General features: G+C 74.4%; 19 protein-coding genes and 1 pseudogene. 8 read left to right on the top strand and 12 right to left on the bottom strand.

All coding sequences use genetic code 11. From position 1 onward, the window contains the following. The first annotated feature begins 9 nt into the window (after positions 1 to 9). Entirely contained in the window at positions 10 to 1,659 is a 1,650-nt protein-coding gene (gene mptB / locus GA0070560_RS04240; RefSeq protein WP_091291536.1) for a polyprenol phosphomannose-dependent alpha 1,6 mannosyltransferase MptB, read from the top strand. Between the two features lie 192 nt (positions 1,660 to 1,851). Here mptB and glnA read toward each other — a convergent pair whose 3' ends face one another. Then, positions 1,852 to 3,276 carry a type I glutamate--ammonia ligase gene (gene glnA, locus GA0070560_RS04235; protein ID WP_091291534.1) on the bottom strand — a complete coding sequence of 475 codons (1,425 nt, stop codon included), beginning with the start codon at positions 3,274 to 3,276 and terminating at the stop codon, positions 1,852 to 1,854. Between the two features lie 296 nt (positions 3,277 to 3,572). On the opposite strand from glnA, the gene GA0070560_RS04230 reads away from it, so the two are divergent. Then, on the top strand, positions 3,573 to 3,974 hold the full coding sequence (locus GA0070560_RS04230) for an RDD family protein (RefSeq protein ID WP_425412598.1): 402 nt from the start codon (positions 3,573 to 3,575) through the stop codon (positions 3,972 to 3,974). A 60-nt stretch (positions 3,975 to 4,034) separates the two neighbouring features. Here GA0070560_RS04230 and GA0070560_RS04225 read toward each other — a convergent pair whose 3' ends face one another. Further along, entirely contained in the window at positions 4,035 to 4,724 is a 690-nt protein-coding gene (locus GA0070560_RS04225; protein ID WP_091291531.1) for a DUF4191 domain-containing protein, read from the bottom strand. A gap of 195 nt (positions 4,725 to 4,919) precedes the next feature. Here GA0070560_RS04225 and GA0070560_RS28570 point away from each other — a divergent pair, with 195 nt between their 5' ends. Next, on the top strand, positions 4,920 to 5,090 hold the full coding sequence (locus GA0070560_RS28570) for a hypothetical protein (RefSeq protein ID WP_170839265.1): 171 nt from the start codon (positions 4,920 to 4,922) through the stop codon (positions 5,088 to 5,090). A gap of 215 nt (positions 5,091 to 5,305) precedes the next feature. Beyond that, positions 5,306 to 8,200 carry a helix-turn-helix transcriptional regulator gene (locus GA0070560_RS04220; protein ID WP_091291948.1) on the top strand — a complete coding sequence of 965 codons (2,895 nt, stop codon included), beginning with the start codon at positions 5,306 to 5,308 and terminating at the stop codon, positions 8,198 to 8,200. A gap of 40 nt (positions 8,201 to 8,240) precedes the next feature. On the opposite strand, the gene GA0070560_RS04215 is transcribed toward GA0070560_RS04220, so the two are convergent. Both GA0070560_RS04215 and lipA read right to left on the bottom strand, forming a co-directional pair. Next, the gene (locus GA0070560_RS04215; RefSeq protein ID WP_091291528.1) at positions 8,241 to 10,037 is read right to left on the bottom strand and encodes a hypothetical protein; all 1,797 of its coding nucleotides are present in this window, start codon (positions 10,035 to 10,037) and stop codon (positions 8,241 to 8,243) included. A gap of 61 nt (positions 10,038 to 10,098) precedes the next feature. Continuing rightward, positions 10,099 to 11,145, bottom strand: a complete 1,047-nt coding sequence (gene lipA, locus GA0070560_RS04210; RefSeq protein ID WP_170839264.1) for a lipoyl synthase — start codon at positions 11,143 to 11,145, stop codon at positions 10,099 to 10,101. Between the two features lie 393 nt (positions 11,146 to 11,538). Here lipA and aspS point away from each other — a divergent pair, with 393 nt between their 5' ends. Further along, a complete protein-coding gene (gene aspS, locus GA0070560_RS04205) occupies positions 11,539 to 12,825 on the top strand; it encodes an aspartate--tRNA(Asn) ligase (protein ID WP_091291522.1) in 1,287 nt (428 codons plus the stop codon). Between the two features lie 437 nt (positions 12,826 to 13,262). Here the strand turns inward: aspS and GA0070560_RS04200 are convergent. The 4 genes and pseudogenes from GA0070560_RS04200 to GA0070560_RS04185 form a co-directional block, all read right to left on the bottom strand. After that, positions 13,263 to 13,346: pseudogene (locus GA0070560_RS04200) on the bottom strand (VOC family protein); the annotation flags it as partial. After that, positions 13,345 to 13,986 carry a lipoyl(octanoyl) transferase LipB gene (gene lipB, locus GA0070560_RS04195; RefSeq protein ID WP_091291520.1) on the bottom strand — a complete coding sequence of 214 codons (642 nt, stop codon included), beginning with the start codon at positions 13,984 to 13,986 and terminating at the stop codon, positions 13,345 to 13,347. The pseudogene GA0070560_RS04200 and the gene lipB, both read right to left, overlap by 2 nt. Continuing rightward, on the bottom strand, positions 13,983 to 15,230 hold the full coding sequence (locus tag GA0070560_RS04190) for a TolB family protein (RefSeq protein ID WP_139131433.1): 1,248 nt from the start codon (positions 15,228 to 15,230) through the stop codon (positions 13,983 to 13,985). Before GA0070560_RS04190 ends, lipB begins: the two co-directional genes overlap by 4 nt. A gap of 53 nt (positions 15,231 to 15,283) precedes the next feature. Then, positions 15,284 to 17,107 carry a DUF6311 domain-containing protein gene (locus GA0070560_RS04185; RefSeq protein ID WP_170839263.1) on the bottom strand — a complete coding sequence of 608 codons (1,824 nt, stop codon included), beginning with the start codon at positions 17,105 to 17,107 and terminating at the stop codon, positions 15,284 to 15,286. Positions 17,108 to 17,297: 190 nt separating this feature from the next. On the opposite strand from GA0070560_RS04185, the gene GA0070560_RS04180 reads away from it, so the two are divergent. Continuing rightward, entirely contained in the window at positions 17,298 to 18,536 is a 1,239-nt protein-coding gene (locus tag GA0070560_RS04180; RefSeq protein ID WP_091291516.1) for an extracellular catalytic domain type 1 short-chain-length polyhydroxyalkanoate depolymerase, read from the top strand. A 124-nt stretch (positions 18,537 to 18,660) separates the two neighbouring features. Here the strand turns inward: GA0070560_RS04180 and GA0070560_RS04175 are convergent, their stop codons facing one another. From GA0070560_RS04175 to GA0070560_RS04160, 4 genes are all read right to left on the bottom strand, one after another. After that, the gene (locus GA0070560_RS04175; protein ID WP_091291943.1) at positions 18,661 to 19,560 is read right to left on the bottom strand and encodes a TIGR01777 family oxidoreductase; all 900 of its coding nucleotides are present in this window, start codon (positions 19,558 to 19,560) and stop codon (positions 18,661 to 18,663) included. Between the two features lie 253 nt (positions 19,561 to 19,813). Next, on the bottom strand, positions 19,814 to 20,089 hold the full coding sequence (locus GA0070560_RS04170) for a hypothetical protein (RefSeq protein WP_091291514.1): 276 nt from the start codon (positions 20,087 to 20,089) through the stop codon (positions 19,814 to 19,816). Further along, complete coding sequence (locus tag GA0070560_RS04165; protein WP_091291512.1) at positions 20,086 to 20,352, bottom strand: hypothetical protein; 267 nt, start codon at positions 20,350 to 20,352, stop codon at positions 20,086 to 20,088. The genes GA0070560_RS04170 and GA0070560_RS04165 overlap by 4 nt, the downstream gene beginning before the upstream one ends. Next, entirely contained in the window at positions 20,352 to 20,639 is a 288-nt protein-coding gene (locus GA0070560_RS04160; protein ID WP_245675344.1) for a hypothetical protein, read from the bottom strand. Before GA0070560_RS04160 ends, GA0070560_RS04165 begins: the two co-directional genes overlap by 1 nt. A gap of 334 nt (positions 20,640 to 20,973) precedes the next feature. Between GA0070560_RS04160 and GA0070560_RS04155 the strand changes: the two genes are divergently transcribed. Continuing rightward, positions 20,974 to 21,210, top strand: a complete 237-nt coding sequence (locus tag GA0070560_RS04155) for a GntR family transcriptional regulator (protein ID WP_091291510.1) — start codon at positions 20,974 to 20,976, stop codon at positions 21,208 to 21,210. 217 nt (positions 21,211 to 21,427) lie between these two features. Further along, a complete protein-coding gene (locus tag GA0070560_RS29285) occupies positions 21,428 to 21,586 on the top strand; it encodes a hypothetical protein (RefSeq protein WP_245675343.1) in 159 nt (52 codons plus the stop codon). Positions 21,587 to 22,092 lie beyond the last annotated feature (506 nt).

Raw genomic sequence — 22,092 nt, 5'->3', positions numbered from 1 at the left:
GGTCCGCCGGTGACCGAGCCCGGCTCGCCGTCCGACGCCCGCGCCCGGTCCGCCCGGTACGCCGGCCTGGCCGGCGCAGCGCTGCTCACCGTGGCGGCGTGGCTCGGCGGCGCGATGCCGACCGTCCCGCCGGTCGGCCCGGGGGCGATGCCGTACGGCCCGGCCGCGCTCGGCTGCTGGCTGCTCGGCACCGCGTTGATGGTGGGCGCCTGGTGGTCCCTGCGCCACGGTGCGCCGTCGACCCGGTGGGCGTACCGCACCGCCGGGCTGTGGCTGCTGCCGTTGCTGGCCGCGCCCCCACTGGCCAGCCGGGACGTCTACTCGTACGCCTGCCAGGGCTGGGCCTACGCCGCCGGGCACGACCCGTACACGCTCGGGGTGGCGGCGGCCGGCTGTCCGTGGGTCGACTCGGTCGCGCCGATCTGGCGGGACACCCCGGCCCCGTACGGGCCGCTCTTCCTGCTGTTGGCGGCGGTGGCCGCCACCCTCGGCGGCGGCCTGGTCGGCACGCTCGCGCTGCTGCGGTCGTTCGCCGTGGCCGGGGTGCTGCTGGCCGCGCTCTGCCTGCCGGGGCTGGCCCGGGCCTGCGGCGTGCCAGCCCGCCGCGCGGCCTGGCTCGGGCTGGCCAGCCCGCTGGTCGGGGTGCACCTGGTCGCCGGCGCGCACAACGACGCGGTGATGCTGGGGCTGCTCCTGCTCGGCCTGCTGGTGCTGGTACGGCTGCCCGGCAGGCCGCGTGCGTTACTGGCCGCCGGACAGCCGCGTGCGCCGCTGGCCGCCGGGGAGCCGCGTGCGCCGCTGGCCGCCGGACAGCCGCGTGCGCCGCTGGCCGCCGGGGAGCCGCGTGCGCTGCTGGTCGCCGGACAGCCGGGCGCGTTGCTGGCCGCCGGGGTGCTGCTCGGCCTGGCGGTGGGGGTGAAGGCGACGGCGGTGGTGGTGCTGCCCTTCGCGGCGCTCGTCGCGGTGCGCGGCCGGTACGCCGTCGGGGCGCTGCTGCGCGACGGCGGTCTGCTGGCCGGCGGGGCGGCGACCGCGCTCGTGGTGCTCTCCGTCCTCTCCGGCCTGGGGTTGGGCTGGATCGGCGGGTTGGCCCGCAGCGGTGACTCGCAGCAGTGGACCTCGCCCCCGACGGCCGTCGGCTTCGTCGTGGACTACCTCGGCGAGCTGGTCGGGCGGGAGCCGGGCGCGGTGCCGGTGGCCCGGGCGGCCGGGCTGGTGCTCCTCGCGGTGCTGCTGGTGGTGCTCTGGTGGTGGACCTGGGCGGCGCTGCGCGGGCGCGACGCCGTCGTCGCGGCGGGCGAACGCCCGTCTACCACCCTCGTCGTGGCGGGCGGGCGTCGGCGTACCGCCGTCGCCGTGGCGGGCGAACGCCCGCGTACCGCCCTCGTCGCGGCGGGTGTCGCGCTGGCCGCCACGGTGGCCCTGGCCCCGGTGGTCCACCCCTGGTACGCGACGTGGCCGCTGCTGGTGCTCGCTGTCTCGGCGACCCGGACCACCTGGTTCACGCTGCCCTGCGCGGCCGCCGCCTTCCTGACCCTGCCGGACGGCACCTCGCTGGCCCGCTACACCAAGGCGCCGGGGGCGATCGCGATGACGGCGCTGCTGTTGGTGCTGGCGGTCCGGCAACTGCGGCGCCCGGGCGAGCCCGGCCCGACCTGACGACGGCCAGGTTGATCGACACGGTGGCGCCGACGTGGCGGTGTCCGGGGCGCGCTGACACCGCCACATCGCCGACACGGAGTGGATCATGCGCCGGGCCGCGGCCGGGCCGGGCGTGACGGGGGCGGGCCGGCCCCGCGTGAGCGGAGCCGGCCCGGCCGGTGCTGGTGGAACAGTGTGTCCGAGGACTGCTCAGCAGTCGAAGTACATCGCGAACTCGTGCGGGGTCGGGCGCAGGCGCACCGGGTCGACCTCGTTGGCCCGCTTCCAGTCGACCCAGGTGGAGATCAGGTCGGGGGTGAAGACGCCACCGTCGAGCAGGTAGTCGTGGTCGGCCTCGAGCGCGTCGAGCACCTCCGGCAGCGAGCCCGGAACCTGCTTGACGTCGCCCCACTCCTCCGGCGGCAGGTCGTACAGGTCCTTGTCGATCGGCGCCGGCGGCTCGGTCTTGTTCTTGATGCCGTCCAGGCCGGCCATCATCATCGCCGAGAAGGCGAGGTACGGGTTGCTGGACGGGTCCGGCACCCGGAACTCGACCCGCTTGGCCTTGGCGCTGCTGCCGGTGACCGGGATGCGGGTGCACGCGGAGCGGTTGCGCTGGGAGTAGACCAGGTTGACCGGCGCCTCGTAGCCCGGCACCAGGCGGCGGTACGAGTTGATCGTCGGGTTGGTGAAGGCCAGCAGCGACGGGGCGTGGTGCAGCAGGCCACCGATGTACCAGCGGGCCAGGTCCGACAGGCCGGCGTAGCCGGTCTCGTCGTAGAACAGCGGCTCGCCGTTGAGCCAGAGGCTCTGGTGGGTGTGCATGCCGGAGCCGTTGTCGCCGAAGAGCGGCTTCGGCATGAAGGTGGCGGTCTTGCCGGCGGCCCAGGCCTCGTTCTTGATCAGGTACTTGAAGAGCTGGAGCTGGTCGGCGGAGTGCAGCAGCGTGGAGAACTTGTAGTTGATCTCCGACTGGCCGGCGGTGCCGACCTCGTGGTGCGAGCGCTCGACGGTGAAGCCGGCGTCGACCAGGCGGCGGACCATGCTGTCGCGCAGGTCGGCGTAGTGGTCCACCGGCGGCACCGGGAAGTAGCCACCCTTGTAGGCGGTCTTGTAGCCACGGTTGCCGCCCGGCTCCTCGCGGCCCGAGTTCCAGGCGCCCTCGATCGAGTCGATGTAGTAGAACGACTGGTGGGCGGAGGTCTCGTGGCGGATCGAGTCGAAGATGTAGAACTCCGCCTCGGCGCCGAAGTAGGCGGTGTCGGCGATGCCGCTGGCCGCCAGGTACGCCTCGGCCTTCTTCGCCACGTTGCGCGGGTCCCGGGAGTACGCCTCACGGGTGAACGGGTCGTGGATGAAGAAGTTCAGCGCGAGGGTCTTCTGCGCGCGGAACGGGTCGATGAAGGCGCTCGCGACGTCCGGGAGCAGGAGCATGTCCGACTCGTGGATCGCCTGGAAGCCACGGATCGACGAGCCGTCGAACGCGAGGCCGTCGGTGAAGACGCTGTCGTCGAAGGACTCCACCGGCAGGTTGAAGTGCTGCATCACGCCGGGCAGGTCACAGAAACGTACGTCGACGAACTTCACGTCCTCGTTCTTGAGGTATCGCAGGAGTTCCTCGGGATTGGCAAACACACGTCCTCCTGGCACGTCCACTCCGGGCTTGGCACTGGCGACGGTATGGCCGCAGGGTTGCCCGGCCGTGTCTCCTCTGTTTCCGTCGTGTTACGTCGCTCGCGGAGCGTCATCTGGGCCGCTCAGCCTTCCCCGGATCTCCGTTCGGACGATACCGGCTGGGGCGGTGTATCGCAGATTGATGCGATTGGCCCGTTTCCCCGACCCGCGTCGACGACCCCGTCCGGACCGTGACCGACACCCCCGGTGACCGCCTCCGGCCGGGACCCGGACCCAGCCTCGCTACCCTGACCGCTGTGAGCAACCCCGCCGCCGTACCGGTGCCGCCCGCCACGGACCCTTCCTTTACCCCGCCGAGCCTCGGACGTCGCTTCGGCGCGCTGGTGATCGACTGGGTGCTCTGCCTGCTGGTGTCCAACTTCTTCGCCGACCCCGTACGGGACGGCTGGGCCCCGGTGCTGGTGCTGATCGTCGAGTACGGCTTCTTCCTCGGCCTCTTCGCCCAGACCCCCGGCATGTGGATCACCCGGATCCGTTGCCTCGCCTGGGCCGACGGCGGCCGGATCGGACTCGTTCGGGCCCTGCTGCGCGGCGTGCTGCTGGCCCTGGTCGTGCCCGCCCTGATCATGGACGAGCACCGTCGGGGCCTGCACGACCGGCTGACCGGCTCGGTCATCGCCGCCGCCCCCCGCCCCTGAGGCGTACGACGGGAAAGAGCCGGACCCGACCGGGCCCGGCTCTTCGCGTACGGCTGCGGGTCAGCGGCCCCGCGACTGGCGGAACGCGCCGCGCGGCGGCCGCATGTTCTTCGGGATCGCGCCCTTGGGCATCTGCGGGCGGGCGGTGAGCGCCTTCAGCCGCTTGTCCAGCGAGTTGACGTCCTTGCCGCTGAGGGCGCGCGGCAGCCGCATCAGGGTCATCCGCAGCTTGCGGACCGGCAGCTCACCCTCGCCCTGACCGATCACGTAGTCGTGCAGCGGGGCGTTGCCGATCACCTTCGCCAGCCGGCGCTTCTCCTGGCCGAGCAGGCCACGCACCCGCTGCGGGTTGCCCTCGGCGAGCAGGATCACGCCGGGTCGCCCGATCACCAGGTGGACCATGTCCATCTGGGTGGTGGAGCTGACCGCCGGAGTCACCCGCCAGTCGCCGCGCATGCTCTCCATGATCTGGGCGGCCGCACCCGGCTGCCCCTCCGCCGCGTTCATCATCGCGGCGTTGGACCGCAGGTTGAGCACGATCAGCACCGCGAGCAGGGCGAACAGGATGCCCAGCGGCAGCCAGAGCCAGCCCCACAGGAGCACCGCGACCACGGTGAGCGCGAGCGGGATCAGCACCGCGCCGGCGACCAGCGGCGCGAACCACCTGTCCTGCTTGGCGGTGAACTTGAACACCATCCCGATCTGCTTCAGCCGCTGGCCGAACGAGACCTTCTCCTGGGGCTTTGCCATGCCGCAGAGTCTAGTGGTCGCCGCACGCCCGGTTGATCCGCAGGCCGGCTGAGTACCTTACGTCGCCCCGGCGGCCGATTCCGGCCCGGGTAAGGAGGCGCGGCAGCCGAAGATCAGGCGGCGCACCCATGCCCCGGGGCCACCTTCACGCGCAGAGTCGGTGTCAGCGAACGACGACGATCCAAGGAGCCCGACATGTTCGGCAACGACGCAGACTTCCTCCTCTCCCTCCACCGCAGTCACGTCGCCGAGCTGCGGGCCGACGCCGAGGCGGACCGCCTCGCCCGGTCCCTGCCGCGCCGACACGCCCGCACCTGGCTGAGCCGGCGGCAGCGCCCGGGCCGTACCGACGGCGCCCGCCGGTGACCCCCGCCCCGCCCCCGGCCCACGCCCGCGGGTCGACGGCGCTCGGCGCCGCCGCCTCCGGCCCGACCGTGGCCCCGGCCCCACTGGCCGGGGCCACCGTCGTTCCGCCCCGCGCAACCGCCGACGCGACGGCCCCCGCCGCACCGACCGCCGGGACCGACCGGACCGGAGCGCACCGACCGGCCGGCCGGGACGCCGCCGGGAGCGTACGTGGCATGCTCGACGCCGTGACCGTACGCGCCGCCAGCACCGTCCTCGTCGGCCGGCAGGACGAGCTCGGGTCGCTGCGCGCCGCCCTGGCCCGCGCCCGGGCCGGGCAGACCAGCACCGTCCTGGTCGGTGGGGAGGCCGGGGTCGGCAAGACCCGCCTGCTGGAGGAGTTCGGCGCCCAGGTCACCGCAGGCGGCGACCGGCTCCTCGTCGGGCAGTGCCTGGAGCTGGGCGAGGCCGGCCTGCCCTTCGCGCCGTTCGCCGCCGCGCTGCGCGAGGTGCTGCGCCGCGACGGCCCGGCCGTCTTCGCCGGGTACGAGCCGGAGTTCGCCCGACTGCTGCCGGAACTGGCCCGGGTGCCCGCCGCGGTCGCCGCGCCGCCCGGCCCGGCCCTGTCCGACACCCCCCGGGGCTACCTGTTCGACCTCGTGGGAGAGCTGTTCCACCGGCTCGCCGAGGCCCGGCCGCTGGTGCTGGTGATCGAGGACCTGCACTGGGCGGACCGCTCCACCCGCGACCTGATCGGCTTCCTGGTCCGCGCCGCCCGCGCCGCCCGGGTGCTGCTGGTCTGCACCTACCGCACCGACGAGCTGCACCGGGGGCACCCGCTGCGCCCGTTCCTCGCCGAGCTGGACCGGGCCCGCAGCGTCGAGCGGATCGAGCTGGGCCGCCTCGACCGGGACGGCACCGCCGCGATCCTCGCCGACCTGCTCGGGGCCGAGCCGGCGGCCCGCGCCGTCGACGACGTGCACGAACGCACCCAGGGCAACCCGTTCTTCATCGAGGAACTGGCCGCGGCCGGTGACCCGGTCGGCTGCGCCACCCTGCCGGAGACCCTGCGTGACCTGCTGCTCGCCCGGGTCGACCGGCTGCCCGACGCCGCGCAGCGGGTGCTGCGCATCGCCGCCGCCGGGGGCACCCGCTTCGCCCACCAACTCCTCGCCGAGGTCGCCGGGCTGCCCGAACCCGAGCTGGAGGACGCGCTGCGCGCCGCCGTCGCCGCCCAGCTCGTCGTCGCCGACCCGGAGGGCGACTACGAGTTCCGGCACGCCCTGGTCCGGGAGGCGGTCCACGACGAGCTGCTGCCCGGCGAGCACGCCCGGCTGCACGCCCGGTACGCCGCGGCCATCGACGCGCAGCCGCACCTGGTCGCCGCCGGCCGCGCCCCGGCCGAGATCGCCCACCACTGGTACGCCGCCCACGACCACCCCCGGGCCCTGCTCGCCGCCCGGGTGGCGGCCCGCGCCGCCGGCGACCGGTACGCGTACGCGGAGCAGAGCCGGTTGCTCGAACGGGTGCTGGAGCTGTGGGAACTGGTGCCCGACGCCGCCGACCGGCTCGGCATGGACCACCTGGCCGTGCTGGAGGAGACCCTCGACGCGGCCACCACGGCCGGCGACTACGGCCGCGCGATCACCCTCGCCCGGGCCGCGCTGGCCGAGGTCGACGCCGACGCCGAGCCGCTGCGTGCCGCGCGGCTGTTCGACCGGCGGGGCTGGCTGCTGGCCCTGCTCGGCAAGAGCGACGGCAGCGCCGAGCTGGGCGAGGCGTACCGGCTGGCGGCCGGGGTGCCGGACGGCCCGCAGCGGGTCCGGCTGCTCGCCGACATCGCCGCCCACCTGGTCCGGATCGATCCGGAGCAGGCTGCGGCGGTGGCCGCCGAGGCGCACACCGCCGCCGAGTCGCTCGGCGAGGACCTGGCCCTGCTGCCCACCCGGATCGCCATGCTCTGCCGCAGCGACAAGGCACCGGACCTCGGGCTGGCCGAGCTGCGCCGGGCCGAGGTCCGGGCCCGTGCCGCCGGGAACGCCCCGGCGCTGGTCAGTGCCCTGGTCCACCTCTCCGACGTGCTCTTCGAGCTGGGCCGGTACGCCGAGTCGGCCGAGGCGGCCGCGGCCGGGGTGGCCGAGGCACGCCGGGTCGGGATCAGCCGCTCGACCGGGGCGTACCTGCTGTCGAACCGGGCCGAGGCGCTGATCGCCCTGGGCCGGTGGGACGAGGCCGACGCGGCCTGCGTCGAGGCGTCCCGGATCGACCCGCCCGGGGTGTCCGGGCTGCACTGGCTCCAGCTGCGCGCCGGGCTGCGGCTGGCCCGGGCCCACCCGCGCGCCGACGAGCTGGTCGGCCGGGCGCTCGGCTTCCTGGCCCGGCCGTACCTGTGGCCGAACCACCGGCTGCCCCTGCACGAGCTGCGGATCGAGGCGGCCCTCGCCGCCGACGACAAGGTCGAGGCGGCCCGGGCGGCCCGCGCCGCGCTCGCCGACGACCGGCTGCCGCACCTGCCCCGGGAGGGGTGGCCGGTGCTCGGCGCCGCTGCCCGTACCGCAGCCCGGATCGACGACCGGGACCTCGCCGCGTCGGTCGCCGCACTCGCCGCCGATCTGCCGGCCCGCCACCCGGCGGAGCGGGCGCACGCCGCCCAGGTCGCCGCGCTGCTGGCCCCTGCCGGCCGGGCGCTGCCCGCCTGGCACACGGCGGTCGAGGCGTGGCGTGCCGACGGCCAGCCGTACGCCCTGGGCCGGGCACTGCTGGCGCTCGCCGAGGCGGTGGCGACGGCGGGGGAGCGGGAGCAGGCCGGGGCGGCGGTCGAGGAGGCCACCGCGATCGCCCGGCGCCTCGGCGCGACCCCGCTCGCCGAGCAGGCCGCCACGCTGGCCCGACGGGTCGGCCTGCGCGGGGCCCGGGCCGGCACGGACCTGCTCACCGCCCGCGAGCGGGAGGTGCTGCGGCTGGTCGCCGAGGGGCACAGCAACAGCCGCATCGCCGAACGGCTGTTCATCTCGCCGAAGACGGCGAGCGTGCACGTCTCCCGGATCATCGCGAAGCTCGACGTCGGTAACCGGATCGAGGCGGCCGCCCTGGCGCACCGCCTCGGTCTGCTCGACCCCGACCGCCGCTGACCCTCGGGGCCGCCGGTCGCCCGACCGCGCCCGGGTGCGCTCAGCGCGGCGGCAGCCAGATCCGCCAGCCGTCGACCGTCAGCACCCGCGCGCCGGCCGGGGGACTTCGGTGCAGGGCGGCCGCCAGCGGCGAGCCGACCGGGGCCACGTACGCGGCGGCGTCCGCCGCCGTGACCGCCCGCCGGTAGCCGGGCAGCCGGTCGAAGCCGGGGCGCAGCCGCTCGTCGACGACCGCGCAGACGATCTCCTCCCGGGCGGCGAAGGTGAGCCGGTTGCAGGTCCAGTACTCGCCGTACACATGCCGGACGCCCTGCTCGCGCAGCGTGTCGAGCATCGCCCGGTGCCGCCGCGCCTCCGCCCGGTTCTCCGGCACCGTGCCCAGCGTGCCGGCGGTGGCGACGGCGGCGGTGCCGAGCACGGCGGCGAGGACCCCGACCGCCGCGACCCGCACCGGCGCCGCGCGGCCCGACGCGCCGGACGGCCCGCCCTCGCCGGACGGCCCGCCCTCGCCGGACGGCCCGCCCTCGCCGGACGGCCCGCCCTCGCCGGACGGCCCGCCCTCGCCGGACGGCCGGCGGGCCGCCCGCCAGAGCGGCCAGAGCAGGGCCGGGATCGAGATCAGCAGGCAGGACAGGTAGCGGGAACTCTCCACCGGGGTCAGGCCGGCGGCGCTGCTGACCGTGTACGCGGCCAGCGTCCCGACCGCGCCCGCCACCAGCGCGAGCCGCACCGCCGCCCCCGCCCGGACCGCGCCGGCCGAATTGTCGGCGATCAGCCCGTTGATCGACTCCGGATGGCCGACACGGCGGTGTCCGAGCGGGTTCGACACCGCGACATCCGGGACATGGAGTGGACCACGAACCGGGCCCGAGGCGGCGGACCCCGCACGCAGCGCCCGCCAGGCCGCCAGCCCGGCCAGCGTCAGCAGCACCGGCAGCGCCGCCGACCACCACAACTGCCAGCCCGCGCAGTGGCTCGGCGCGCAGAACCCCATGCCCAACGCCGGCCCGAGCACCAGCCCGCCGTGCAGCCGGTCCGCCCAGCCCGCCGCCGCGTCCCCACCACTCGCGGCGAGGACCGCCGCGACGGGGTTCCGGCCGTGGGCGAGGCTGTGCCCGAGCAGCGGCGCGGCGCCGAGCACCGCCGCGCCGGCCAGCAGCGCGCCGGACCGTCCACGCAGCTCCCGCCGGGCGGCGCCGACCAGCACCGCGCCGAGCGCGAGCAGGTACGGCAGCAGCAGTGGGTCGACCCAGACGGTCAGTCCGGCGAGGAACCCGAACGCGGCGAACCGCCACCGCCGGCCGTCCGGCCGTCCTGCGACGAGGTCGACCGTGAGCAGGGCCAGCCCCACCCCGACGGGGTTCAGCTCGGGGTAGCCGCCGCCGGCGATGAGCTGGTTCTTGACGATCCGGTCCGAGCCCAGCGCCAGCACCGTGACCACGAGCAGGGCGAACCAGCGGTCCCCGCCGAGGCGACGGGCCAGCCGCCAGCTCAGGTACAGGAAGAGGGCGTACAGGGCGAGCAGCGGCAGCCGCAGCGCCAGCCAGGACGGGCCGGCCACGGCGACCAGCGGGGCGGCCAGGTACGCCTCCAGCGTCCCCATGTACGCCTGGCCGTAGAAGAAGACGGGGAAGTCCTCGCCCCGGGCGATGCGCAGCGCGGCGAGCCCCATGGTCGCCTCGTCGCTGTTGGTACGCGGCGTGTCGGCCAGCAGCAGCGCCCACCGGTACGCCACCGCGGCCAGCCCGACGACGAGGGCGAGCATGATCGGCACGGGCCACCGGGGCGTACGCGGACGGGCCGCGTCGCGCGGCTGCGGGCGTACCCCGGTGGTCATGCCTGTGATCATGGCATCCGCGGCGTCGGCGGTGGGCCGGCGACGCAGACGCCGCCCTACCTCAGCCGGCGGCGGTGACGCCCTCGCGGGCGGCCAGGGCCTGCTGGTAGAGCCGCCCGGCGCGGTACGACGAGCGCACCAGTGGCCCGCTCATCACGCCGGCGAAGCCGATCTCCTCGGCCTCCTCGCGCAGCTCGACGAACTCCTCCGGCTTGACCCAGCGGGTGACCGGGTGGTGCCGGGGGGAGGGGCGCAGGTACTGGGTGATGGTGATCAGCTCGCAGCCGGCGTCGTGCAGGTCGCGCAGCGCCTGGGAGACCTCGGCCCGTTCCTCGCCCATGCCGAGGATCAGGTTGCTCTTGGTGACCAGACCGGCGGCGCGGGCCTGACGGATCACGTCCAGCGAGCGGTCGTAGCGGAACGCCGGCCGGATCCGCTTGAAGATGCGCGGCACCGTCTCGACGTTGTGCGCGAGCACCTCGGGGCGGGCGCCGAACACCTCGGCGAGCTGCTCGGGGACCGCGTTGAAGTCGGGGATCAGCAGTTCGACGCCGCAGCCGGAGCGCAGGGCGTGGATCTGCCGGACCGTCTCGGCGTACAGCCACGCGCCGCCGTCGGGCAGGTCGTCGCGGGCGACACCGGTGACGGTGGCGTAGCGCAGCCCCATCGCGGCGACGGACTCGGCGACCCGGCGCGGCTCGTCGGCGTCGAACTCGGCCGGCTTGCCGGTGTCGATCTGGCAGAAGTCGCAGCGCCGGGTGCACTGGTCACCGCCGATGAGGAAGGTGGCCTCGCGGTCCTCCCAGCACTCGTAGATGTTGGGGCAGCCGGCCTCCTGGCAGACCGTGTGCAACCCTTCGCGCGAGACGAGCCCGCGCAGCTCGGTGTACTCCGGGCCCATCTTGGCCTTCACCTTGATCCACGGTGGTTTGCGCTCGATCGGCGTCTCGGCGTTGCGGGCCTCGATCCGCAGCATCCGCCGCCCCTCGGGGGCGACCGTCGCGGAGGGCGCTGGCTGCTGAGTCGTCGGCGCGGAGTGCTCGATCGTCACGAAAACGAGCCTACGCCGGTCGGTGGCGGTCGATGAACGGTGGGCGACCGGCGTCACGCCGCGGATTCTGTGACACCGCACACCGAGGCCGGGAAAATTGCCGTCACAGTGCTCGGGATCCGGTGCTAACCTGCCCGGCAAAGCTGTGACGGAGCCGAGTAGCGCACCGGTCCGCCAGTGCAGAGAGCCGCCGATGTGCTGGAAGGCGGTCTGGCGCCGGCGTGCGAAGACCCTCCCGAGCCGCGGGAAGAACGGCGTGCCCCGCGCGCCCAGTAGAGCCCGCCCGGCTGGCCCCGGTGAAAAGGCGACGAACGAGGCTCCCGCGCAGGCGGGGGCGAAGGTGTGGTGGCACCGCGAGGTTCCCGCTCGCCCACACCTCCCGGGGCTGAGGCGATGCTTCGCCGCCCGAGGGCGGCGCAGGCGTTGCGATCGACCAAGGAGCAGCCCACCATGCAACGCATCCTGTCCTCCCAGCTCACCACCCAGGTCGGCGAGACCGTCCGGATCGCCGGTTGGGTGCACCGCCGCCGCCTGCTCAAGTCGGTGGCCTTCCTGATCGTGCGGGACGCCGCCGGCCTGGCCCAGGTGGTGGTCACCGACGCCGCCGCGCGCGCGGCTGTGGAGTCCCTGCCGGAGGAGACCGTCGTCGAGGTCGTCGGCACGGTGGTCGCGAACGCCACGGCTCCGGCCGGGGTCGAGCTGACCGGCCCGACGGTACGGCCGCTCGGCCCGCCCGCCGTGCCGCCGCCGTTCGACCTGTACCGGCCGGCGCTCACCGCGACCCTGCCCACCCAGCTCGACCACGCGTCCGTCGCGCTGCGCCACCCGACCCGCTCGGCGGCGCTGCGCGTCTCGGCGGCGGCGGTCGCCGGGTTCCGGGCCGCGCTCGACGCCCGTGACTTCGTGGAGATCCACACCCCGAAGGTGGTCGGTTCGTCCACCGAGAGCGGGGCGAACGTCTTCGCGCTGGACTGGTTCGGCCGGCCCGCGTACCTGGCGCAGTCACCGCAGTTCTACAAGCAGCTCATGGTGGGCGTCTTCGAGCGCGTCTACGAGGTGGGGCCGGTGTTCCGGGCCGAGCCGCACGACACCGTCCGGCACCTGGCCCAGTACACCTCCCTCGACGCCGAGCTGGGCTTCGTCGCCGACCACCGGGACGTGATGGCCGTGCTGCGCGACACCCTGGCCGCGATGCTGGAGGCGGTCGCCGACCGGGCCGGGGGCGCCGTCTCGGCGCTGGGCCTCGACCTGCCCGGGGTGCCGGCGGAGATCCCCGCCGTGCACTTCACCGAGGCGCTGAAGATCGCCGGTGCGCCGGCCGACGAACCGGACCTCGCCCCCGCCCACGAGCGGGCGCTGGGGGAGTGGGCCCGGGCCGAGCACGCCTCGGAGTTCCTCTTCGTCACCGGCTACCCGATGGCGAAGCGGCCCTTCTACACCCACCCGGACCCGGCCCGGCCGGCGTACTCCAACGGCTTCGACCTGCTCTTCAGGGGTGTGGAGCTGGTCACCGGCGGGCAGCGGCTGCACCGGTACGACGACTATCTCGCGGCCCTCGCCGCGCGCGGCGAGCCGGTCGAGCCGTACGCCGGCTACGTCGACGCGTTCCGGCACGGGATGCCCCCGCACGGCGGCTTCGCGATCGGCCTGGAACGGTTCGTCGCCCGGGTGGTCGGCGCGGCCAACGTGCGGGAGGTGACGGCCTTCCCCCGCGACCTGCACCGCCTCACGCCGTGACCCGGTGGCCTCGCGCGGTCACCCCGGTGGCGGCGTGGCCACCGAGGTCGCGTCGGACGCCGCCGGGGTGCCGCCAGGATGCCGCGCGGTGGCGCTGCGTAACGTCGGCGCGGACCTCGGCGGACATCACTCACGGTGACGGGTCGGCGGGTGGTTCGCCGCCCTGTTGGGCCTCGGCCCGCTCGCCGGGCTCCTGACCAGGCCGTCTATGTGTCGCGCCGTCCTGCCCCGGATACCTGCTCACTGCGCTTTGCTCTGCTGCCACGGACGCACCGGTCACCGTCGGTGCCTGTCGCGTCGATGGCAGCAGAGCAAAGCGGCCGAGGGGAAGGGCAGGGGTCTGCGCGATCGTCACGGTGTGTGATGTCGCGGGCTCGGCGGCAGGTCGCCGGGCAGCGCCCCGCCGGTCCGGCCGCCGGGCGCGGTCCACCCGCCGTTCAGGCGGGGCCGAGCAGGTCGCAGCGGCTGCCGGCGACGTCGACGAAGACCGCCACCCTGCCGTACGGCTCGGTGCGGGGCTCAGCCGGCGACGATGGTGGGCAGGCGGCGCTCGACCACCGGGAGCACGTCGGCGACGGTGACCGGGCGGCCCAGCTCGGCGGTGAGCGAGGTGACCCCGGCGTCGCGGATGCCGCACGGCACGATCCGGTCGAAGTACGTCAGGTCGCAGTCACAGTTGATCGAGAAACCGTGCAGGGTGACCCCACGGGCCACCCGGATGCCGATGGCGGCCACCTTGCGGGCCGGGCCCCGGTCGTCCTCGGGCACCCAGACGCCGCTGCGCCCCTCGACCCGGCCGGCGCTCAGCCCGAACTCGGCGCAGACGTCGATCAGCATCTGCTCGGTGCGGCGCACGTACGCGACCACGTCCACCGGGTCGGGGAGCTTGACGATCGGATAGCCGACGAGCTGTCCCGGCCCGTGCCAGGTGATCTTGCCGCCGCGGTCGACGTCGACCACCGGGGTGCCGTCCATCGGCCGGTCCCATGGCTCGGTGCGCTTGCCGGCGGTGTAGACGCTCGGGTGCTCCAGCAGCAGCACGGTGTCGCCCTGCTCGCCGGCCACCACCGACTCGTGCAGCCGCCGCTGCTCGTCCCAGGCGGCCTGGTAGTCGAGCAGGCCGGCCTTGACGGCCGTCAGCCCGGAAGTCGTCGCAGTCACCCCACCAGCCTAGACCCGCCGGTGTCCGCCACCCCGGGTGAGCCTCGTCGCGCTCGGCGCCGCAGCAGCAGAATGGTGAGCAGCAGCGGGGGTAGCAGCAAGGTGGCATAGAGCCAGCCGGGCGCGGCCCATGGCGAGGGTCGCGGTGCCGGGCCGGTGAACGCACCGGAGACGAGCAGCCGCGCCGGCACCTCAATGCCAGAGGAGCCGGTCGGGCCGGTCATCAGCGTCTGCCGTCGGCCCTCCGGGGTGGTCGCCACCAGGCTGGCACGCCGCTGCGGCACGGTCGCCCCGGTGGACAGCTCGACCAGCACCGGGTCACCGCCACGCCAGCCCACCAGTTCGGTCGGCCAGCCCTCGAGCGGGACGGGGGCCCCCACCGGCTGGCCGGTCGCCGCGTCGAGGAAGTCCAGCCGCCAGGAGCGGGCGGCCAACTGCTCGTCGGTGCAGGTGACGCCGGTGCAGCCGGTGAAGCCGAACAGCGCGATCCGCCGCCCGTCCGGGCTCCACGCACCCCGCCCGGCCAGCCTGTGCCACTCGTCCAGGTCACGCTGCCAGCGCACGCCACCCGCGACCGGATCGGTCACGGCCAGCCGCTCCTGGTCGCCGGCGGGATCGACCGGCCCGGCCACGGCCAGCAGGGTGCCGTCCGGTGACCAGGCCCCGGTCGTGTGGCTGGCGAAGGCGCCGGCCGCGACCGGCCGGCTGGTGCCGGCGTACGGGTCGACCACCAGCAGGTCGTCGGGCTTCGCCGGGTCGTTGAGCTGCTCGTTGTCCGGGCCGTACGTGATGACGGAGTCGTCGTTGTCTCTGCTGGCGAGCAGCCTCCGGCCGTCCGGCGACCAGGCCAGCGGGTGCAGGCCGGCCGGGTGCCCCGCCCGCTCGTCGCCGGTGGTCAGGTCGATCAGCGTGCCCCAGCCCGGCCGCAGGTAGTGCCGCCCGTCCGGCGACAGCAGGCCGTGGCCCTCGCCGACGCGCATCGGGATCAGCCGGTAGCCGCCGTCCCGCCCGACCAGCACCCCGGTTGACTCGGCGTAGCGGGTGTTCGAGGTGAAGAAGACGACCGAGGCCGGCCCGGCGGGGTGTTGCCCCACGGTCGCCTGCCACAGCCACGGGTCGTACAGCCTGGTCGGCACCGTCTCCGCGGACCCGGCGGCGGCCGGCGTGGCGAGCCAGCCCGGGGCCGTCGCCGCGACGGTGACCACCCCGACCAGGGCGGCGAGCGCAGTGATGGTGCGGTTCATCGGCACCACCCCATTAGACCCGAACGGGCCGACGGAAGTGGTCCCCGTCGGCGTCAGGCGGCGGGGACCTTCCACAGCCAGACGTCGTCGACCCGCTGCGGCTCGCCGAGCAGGGCGGTGACGGTGCGGCGCAGGGTCTCCTCGTCCAGGTCGTACTTGGCGCCGTGCACCTCGTCGGGCAGCACGACCACCTCGACGCCCCAGTACCGCAGGTCGTCGTGGACGAGGCGGATGCTGCCCTCTGTGACGATCGGCGCGAGGCCGGTCCGGCCGGCCTGGTCCATCAGCGTGTCGAAGGTGCGCGGCGGTGGGCCGATCCGGCCCCGACCGTCCGGCCCACCGGGGCCGAGGAAGAACCCGGCCGGGATGCGGAACTCTCCCTGCCGGTGGGCGAGCGCGTGCGCCTGCCAGCGCTGCCCGTCCGGGGTGACGTCGAGGGTCAGCGGGACCGGGGTCAGCACCCCGCCCGGGGAGACGTACTGCCGCCAGGTGCCCGCCGTGATGAATTCCGGGACCGGCGGGCGGACGGTGGTCAGCAGCGGCATGGGCAGCAGCGGCACCAGCGCCACCGCGAACCCGGCCGCCCACGCCGCGCCGAGGCGGCCGCGCGGCGGCTCCGCCCGGAACTGGTCGATCGTGTACGCCAGCAGCAGGCCGATCACCGGGGTGACCACCAGCGCCAGCCGGGCCGGCAGCGCGGCGTTGATCACCGGGAGCCCGTCGAGCAGGGCGAAGGGGAGCACCAGCCCGGTACGCCGCCCGTCCCAGGTGGCCTGCGGCCCCCAGGAGAGCACCGAGAAGACGACGGCGGTGACGCCCAGCGCGACGAGGGTGGCGCGACGAGGCGCACCGGCGGCCCGCCACAGCGTCACGAAGCAGACGACGGCGAGCAGCAGCAGCGGCAGCCCGAAGAAGGAGTTCTCCTCGGTCGGGTTGGGCGCCAGCGCGGTGTCCAGGCCCGCCGCTCCGGCCAGCGACCGGTCCGGGTACGCCCCGAACGCGGCGACGTCCTCGGAGTGGATCACCGGGTCGAATCCGGTGCCGTGGAAGCGCTGCGGGCCGGCGAAGTGCAGCCACAGCGGGTACGCCAGCAGCACCCCGGCCACCAGCGCGGTCACGCCCAGCCCGCGCAGCAGGTCCGGCAGCGCGGCCCGGGCCTCGGCCCGGCGGGCCGGGTGCAACGCCCAGGCGGTCAGGAAGACGCCGAGCGCCAGCGCGGTGAAGAAGAGCCCCTCAGCGGCGATGGAGAAGGCGACCGCGACCAGCACGCCGAGCACGATCCCGCCGCGTAGCCACCGTCCGGGCCGGCGCAGCGCGAACACCGCCCACAGCAGCAGCGGGACCAGCCAGCCGGCGGTCCAGTTCAGGTGGGCGTTGGCGTGCGAGACCATGCCGGGGGAGTAGGCGACGAAGAGTGCTCCGACCCCGGCGGCGAGCCGGCTGCGGACCAGGTGCCGGGAGAGCAGCCAGTACCAGGCCAACGCGGTGGCGACCAGGTTGAGGGTGAGGATCACCAGGAACGTGGCCGGCGGCCCGATCAGGTACGTCAGCGGCGCGAACACCGCCGCGTACACGGTGATCGAGGTGTTGACCGCGAGGTTCACCCCGTCGGGGACGTTGACCAGGTGGGTGAAGAGCGGGTTCTCCCCGTGGGTGAGCGCGTGCCCGCCGAAGGCGAGCAGCCACTCGAACAGCGCCTGGTCGCTGGCGTTGACGAGGATCACCCGGCTGTTCGGGTCGCGCCACAGGCCGCTGGTCACCCAGCCGGCCAGGGCCACCGCGACCAGCACGACGGTCAGGTCGGCGCGGCGACCCCGGCGGTCGGCGGGTGTGGCGGCGGGGGGCTGGTCGGCGGCCAGGGTCGGGGAGGTCGGCACGGAGCGGACGTTACCAACCGGACCCGCACGCACCGGGCAGACACGTAAGCCGGCCGACCACGTCCCGTCGGCCCATATTCGGCTGTCGATGAATGTGGGGTCGCCGCCCATGTCATGACCTTGTCGCAGCGACGTAACGTCGCGGCAATTCGGAGGTGACCCAGTTCACATCCATTCTCAGGAGGTCGCCGTGCGCCGCTGCCCATCCATCCTCACCCGACTCGCCGGGGCGGTCGCCGGGGCCGTCCTCGCGGCGGCCGCCGTGGTCGCCGTCGCCGCGCCTGCCCAGGCCGCCACCCTCACCCAGGTCACCGGGTTCGGTTCCAACCCCGGCAACCTCGCCATGTACGCGTACCGTCCGGACGGCCTGCCCGCCGGCGCGCCGGCCGTGGTGCTGCTGCACGGCTGCACCCAGAACGCCTCCGGCTACTTCACCAACTCCGGCTGGCGCAAGTACGCCGACCTGTGGCGGTTCGCCCTGATCGTGGCCCAGCAGCCCTCGGCGAACAACGCCAGCTCCTGCTTCAACTGGTTCGAGACCGGCGACACCGCCCGAGGCCAGGGCGAGGCGCTGTCGATCAAGCAGATGGTCGACCACGCGAAGGCCAACTACGGGGTGGACCCGGCCCGGGTCTACGTCAGCGGCCTCTCCGCAGGCGGGGCGATGAGCGCGGTCATGCTCGCCACCTACCCCGACGTCTTCGCCGCCGGCTCGGTGGTCGCCGGCGTGCCGTACCGCTGCGCCACCAGCACCATCAGCGCGTTCTCCTGCATGAGCCCCGGCGTCGACAAGACCCCGGCAGCCTGGGGCGGTCTGGTCCGCAACGCGTACTCCGGCTGGACCGGGCGGCGGCCCCGGGTGGCGATCTGGCACGGGACGGCCGACTACACGGTCGCGGTCGCCAACGCCACCGAGTCGCGTGACCAGTGGACCAACGTGCTCGGGGTGTCGCAGACCCCGACCCGTACCGCCTCGCTGCCCGCCGGCACCAGCCTGGAGGTGTACGGCGACGACGCGGTCCGCCTGTACCGGGTCTCCGGCATGGGGCACGGCACCCCCGTCGACCCGGGGTCGGCCACCGACCAGTGCGGCACCGCCACCTCGTACTTCCTGGACACCATCTGCTCGACGTACCGCGACGCGCTCTTCTTCGGTCTCGACGGCGGCACGTCACCCGGCCCGACCCCGACCCCGACCGCAACCGCATCGCCGACCCCGACCGCGACCCCGACCGCGTCTCCGACCCCGACCGTCTCCCCGGTCTGCGTCACCGCCAGCAACTACGCCCACGTGAGCGCCGGCCGCGCCTACCACTCCGGCGGCTACGCCTACGCCCTGGGCAGCAACCAACGGATGGGCCTCTACAACACCTTCTACAAGACCACCCTCAAGCAGACCGCCCCCGCCCACTGGACCATCGGCTGCTGACCCCACCGACCACCCTGCGCCCCGCCCCCGCTCCGCCCTGCGTCGATCATGAAGTTGTTACCCGACACCTCGGGTGTCGCGGCAATAACTTCATGATCGACGCGCCGGGAGCGGGGTGGGTGGGTCAGTGGGTCAGGGCGGCTTGGAGGGCGGTGCGGAGGTGTGGGTGGGTCCAGGGGAAGTTAGCCCTGGACAGGACGCCGGGGAGGACCCGGGTGCTGGTGAGGGCTTCCTGGGCGAAGCCGCCGAGGACGACCTTCAGGGCGAGCGCGGGGATCGGCATGAACGCCGGGCGGTGCAGCTGGCGGGCCAGCTCCCGGGTGAACTCGGCGTTGGTGACCGGGTTCGGGCCCACCACGTTGACCGGGCCGGCGATGTCGCCGCGGTCCAGCAGGAGCACCACCGAGTCCAGCCAGTCGCGCATCGAGATCCAGGGCAGCCACTGCCGGCCGCTGCCCAGCTTCCCGGCGATGCCCAGCCGAAACGGCAGCAGCTGCGGCTTGAGCAGCCCACCGTCGCGGTGCAGCGGCAGCCCGGTGCGCAGCCGCACCACCCGTACCCCGGCGTCCTCGGCCGGACGGGTCGCCGCCTCCCAGACCCGGCAGACGTCGGCCAGGAATCCCTCGCCCGCCGGGGCATCCTCCTCGACCGCCCGGTCGCCGGTGTTGCCGTACCAGCCGACCGCGCTGGAGTTGAGCAGCACGGTCGGTCGGTCGGCGGCGGGCAGCCCGGCGACGGTGATGGCCAGGGTGGTGGTGGTGTCCACCCGGCTCGACCGGATCAGCGCCCGGTACTCGTCGTTCCAGCGCTTGTCGCCGACCCCGGTGCCGGCCAGGTTGACCACCGCGTCCGCCTCGGCCACCACGGCCGGGTCGAGTTGCGCGGCGGACGGGTTCCACTGTCGTTCGTCGGGGGTACGCGGGGCCCGCCGCACCAGGCGGACGACCTGGTGCCCGTCGGCGGTGAGGCGGTCGACCAGCCGGGTGCCGAGGAAGCCGGACGCGCCGGCCATGAGGATCCGCATGTTCATATCTTCGGGTACGGAGCGGGGCTTGGATGCGTTGAGCGAAATCGCCACTCGGCATACTGGGCTGTCCGGGCGGTCCTCACCCGAGGTCGCCAAGTGGGTACCGACCGCTCCGGCCAAGTATGGCCCGAGCCTGGTCGCCGAGGAGCGGATCACTTGTGCCGCCTCGACCTTCTCCATCGTCGCGTCGAGGTCACTGCGGAGCCGTGACTCGTTCAGCACGGGTGCGGTGGCGGAGGCTGCCGTCACCTCAGCCCGAGGCTCGAAGGCGGGCGCTCGATCGGCGGGTGATCGCCCAGCCGAGGAAGCGGGCGAAGAGCTGCTCCGGCGTCGGCCCGTCGTGCGGATTCAGCCGGTGCAGCTCGCCGGCCGCGTCGTGCAGCAGCCCGCCCAGGTAGATCAGCAGCGCCACCCGGTCGTGCGCGTACTCGCGGAGCAGGGCGAGCCGGGCCGGCGCACACGGCCATGGGGCAGCGCACCTGCGGCAGAGCCAGAGTGGGCGTAGCGGCAGGTGCTGGCCGCTCACCACCGGCCGCCGTTGGCCCGCCAGGTCTGCGCCGGGGTGAGCCAGCCCGCCCGCCCCACCTGCGGGTTCGCCCGCGTCACCTCGTCCCACCAGCGGCTGTTCGTCGGTGGGGAAGTGGGCGGCTCGGTGGGCACGGGCGCGTGCCGGTCGGGGCAGGTGGTCCAGCGCAGCCCGCACGAGCACCAGCGCCGCCCGTACCGCCAGGTCCGCCGGTGTCGGGGCGCGAGCGACACCGGCTTCGCGTTGCGTCGCGGCCACCGCATCACGACCGCCCCCCGGGTACGCCGACGAGCGTCCCGCCGCGTTCCGCCAGCGTGTCGATCACGTCGTCGGTCAGGCCGCGCGAGCGCAGCACCCGCCGTGCCCAGCGGTGCAGCAGGCAGGGGTACGGGGTCCGGTCGCTGCGGCACAGCGAGCCGGTCGGCCATTGCTCGGGTCGGTGCACCAGCAGCGCCCGCAGCGCCAGCTTGATGTCCTCCACCGTGACGACCCACGGCACGGGCAGTTCACCGAGCACCTTCTCCATCGCGTCCACCGGTTCGTCGGTCACTGACCGCACGTTGTCGCCTCCTCGGTCGGGGGTGTGGCGCCGGGGCGGGCGGGGACGGCCGTGCGCGCGCATGGTCGGCCGGAGCCCGGCACCCGCCCCGGGCCTGTTCACGGAGCCCGGCGACTCCTGATCGCGGGCAGGGGACACCCGGCCGACTGCCCGGGGGAGTGGTCGGCCGGGTGCTTCCACAGGACGACCAGCCCGCGGTTGCAGACCTGGGAGCCGGTCAAACAGAGCTTCACACACCTTGTTGTGCAAAGCAAGGAGGAACTTCGTCTTACTTGTTGTGCCTGGTGGTTCATGGTCAAATGGCGGTGCAGACCTGGGAGTGTGAATGCCCGCCAAAGCAAAGTGGGCGCAGCTGGCCGACTACCTCCGTGAGCGGATCGAGTCGGGTGAGCTGGCGCCGGGGGAGAAGCTGCCGTCGACCGCGCAGCTCAAGGAGGAACACGGCGTGTCGCAGACCGTGGTGCGGCAGGCGATCCTCGTCCTGCAAATGCAGGGATGGGTCGAGGGGGTGCACGGCGTCGGTGTCTTCGTCGCCGAGGAACTGCCGCAGGGGCGGTCGTGACGATCGCGAGTCGTAATGATCGAGGCTGGTAGTCGCGCGCGCATCCAGCCGCCCCCGCCCGCCATCGTCTTCGAGGCGCTCACCCGGCCTGACCGCGACCCGGCGCGTCCGTGGGCTGCGGCTGCTCGACGACGAACAACGGCCGCGCGTCCTGGAGACCGCGTACCCGGATCTGGTCGTCTGGTCGTCGCTGTGGCCGAGACGCCCGGACGCCCGGGTGCGTTTCGAGTTGGCGTCCGAAGGCGGGGCCGGCACCATGCTGCACTGGAAGCTGCTGGTCGCCGAGCCGCTGCCGGATGCGTCGCTGCGCGGGCACCTGCGCAAGCGGATCAACGAACTGATCAACGGGAACCTGCGCCGCGCCTTCGGCCAGTAGCCGGTCCGGCGGTGCCCGGCTACCGCCCCAGATCGCCGCTCCGAAGCCGAGACGCGGCGTGGACGGTCGGGCCGGCGTGCCGCGACCGGGGCCGGCGTGCGGCGAGTGGGTGCGGGTGACCGGCTGCCGGCGACCGGCGCCGGCGACCGGCGTGCGGGCCACCGGGTGTGCGGGGAACGGTGTACCCCTCCGGGCGCTACAGACCTGATGGCGTGGATGGATCGCTCGGCCCTACCGGTGAGATCCCTGCCGGTGGGCAACTCGCCTCTACCGGTGAGATCCCTGCCGGTGGGCAACCAGCCGCCACAGGGTCGTCCGGGATCGCACGCCGCCGGGGACCGCGATCCATCTGTGCTATCAAGTCGGTAGCGTCCCCAAGCTGTCATCCCTGTCGCCCTGGCCGACTGACGATGCCGAGGCGGCACGCAGGGGGCCGTGCCCATCGCGGCACACGGTGCTGGCCCTGCCCGCGCGACACAGCGCGTCGGCTGTGCCCGCGCGACACA

Source organism: Micromonospora halophytica (assembly GCF_900090245.1).
Taxonomy (GTDB): Bacteria; Actinomycetota; Actinomycetes; order Mycobacteriales; family Micromonosporaceae; genus Micromonospora; species Micromonospora halophytica.
The sequence above is the reverse complement of the archived record's forward strand: the minus strand, read 5'-3'. Positions and strand labels throughout refer to the sequence as shown.

What these genes read in the sequence shown, in the direction of transcription:
- GA0070560_RS04225 (WP_091291531.1), bottom strand. Translation starts at nt 4,724, where the DNA reads ATGGCAAAGCCCCAGGAGAAGGTCTCGTTCGGCCAGCGGCTGAAGCAG.
- GA0070560_RS28570 (WP_170839265.1), top strand. Translation starts at nt 4,920, where the DNA reads ATGTTCGGCAACGACGCAGACTTCCTCCTCTCCCTCCACCGCAGTCAC.
- GA0070560_RS04220 (WP_091291948.1), top strand. Translation starts at nt 5,306, where the DNA reads ATGCTCGACGCCGTGACCGTACGCGCCGCCAGCACCGTCCTCGTCGGC.
- GA0070560_RS04215 (WP_091291528.1), bottom strand. Translation starts at nt 10,037, where the DNA reads ATGACCACCGGGGTACGCCCGCAGCCGCGCGACGCGGCCCGTCCGCGT.
- aspS (WP_091291522.1), top strand. Translation starts at nt 11,539, where the DNA reads ATGCAACGCATCCTGTCCTCCCAGCTCACCACCCAGGTCGGCGAGACC.
- GA0070560_RS04190 (WP_139131433.1), bottom strand. Translation starts at nt 15,230, where the DNA reads ATGAACCGCACCATCACTGCGCTCGCCGCCCTGGTCGGGGTGGTCACC.
- GA0070560_RS04175 (WP_091291943.1), bottom strand. Translation starts at nt 19,560, where the DNA reads ATGCGGATCCTCATGGCCGGCGCGTCCGGCTTCCTCGGCACCCGGCTG.
- GA0070560_RS04165 (WP_091291512.1), bottom strand. Translation starts at nt 20,352, where the DNA reads ATGCGGTGGCCGCGACGCAACGCGAAGCCGGTGTCGCTCGCGCCCCGA.
- GA0070560_RS04155 (WP_091291510.1), top strand. Translation starts at nt 20,974, where the DNA reads ATGCCCGCCAAAGCAAAGTGGGCGCAGCTGGCCGACTACCTCCGTGAG.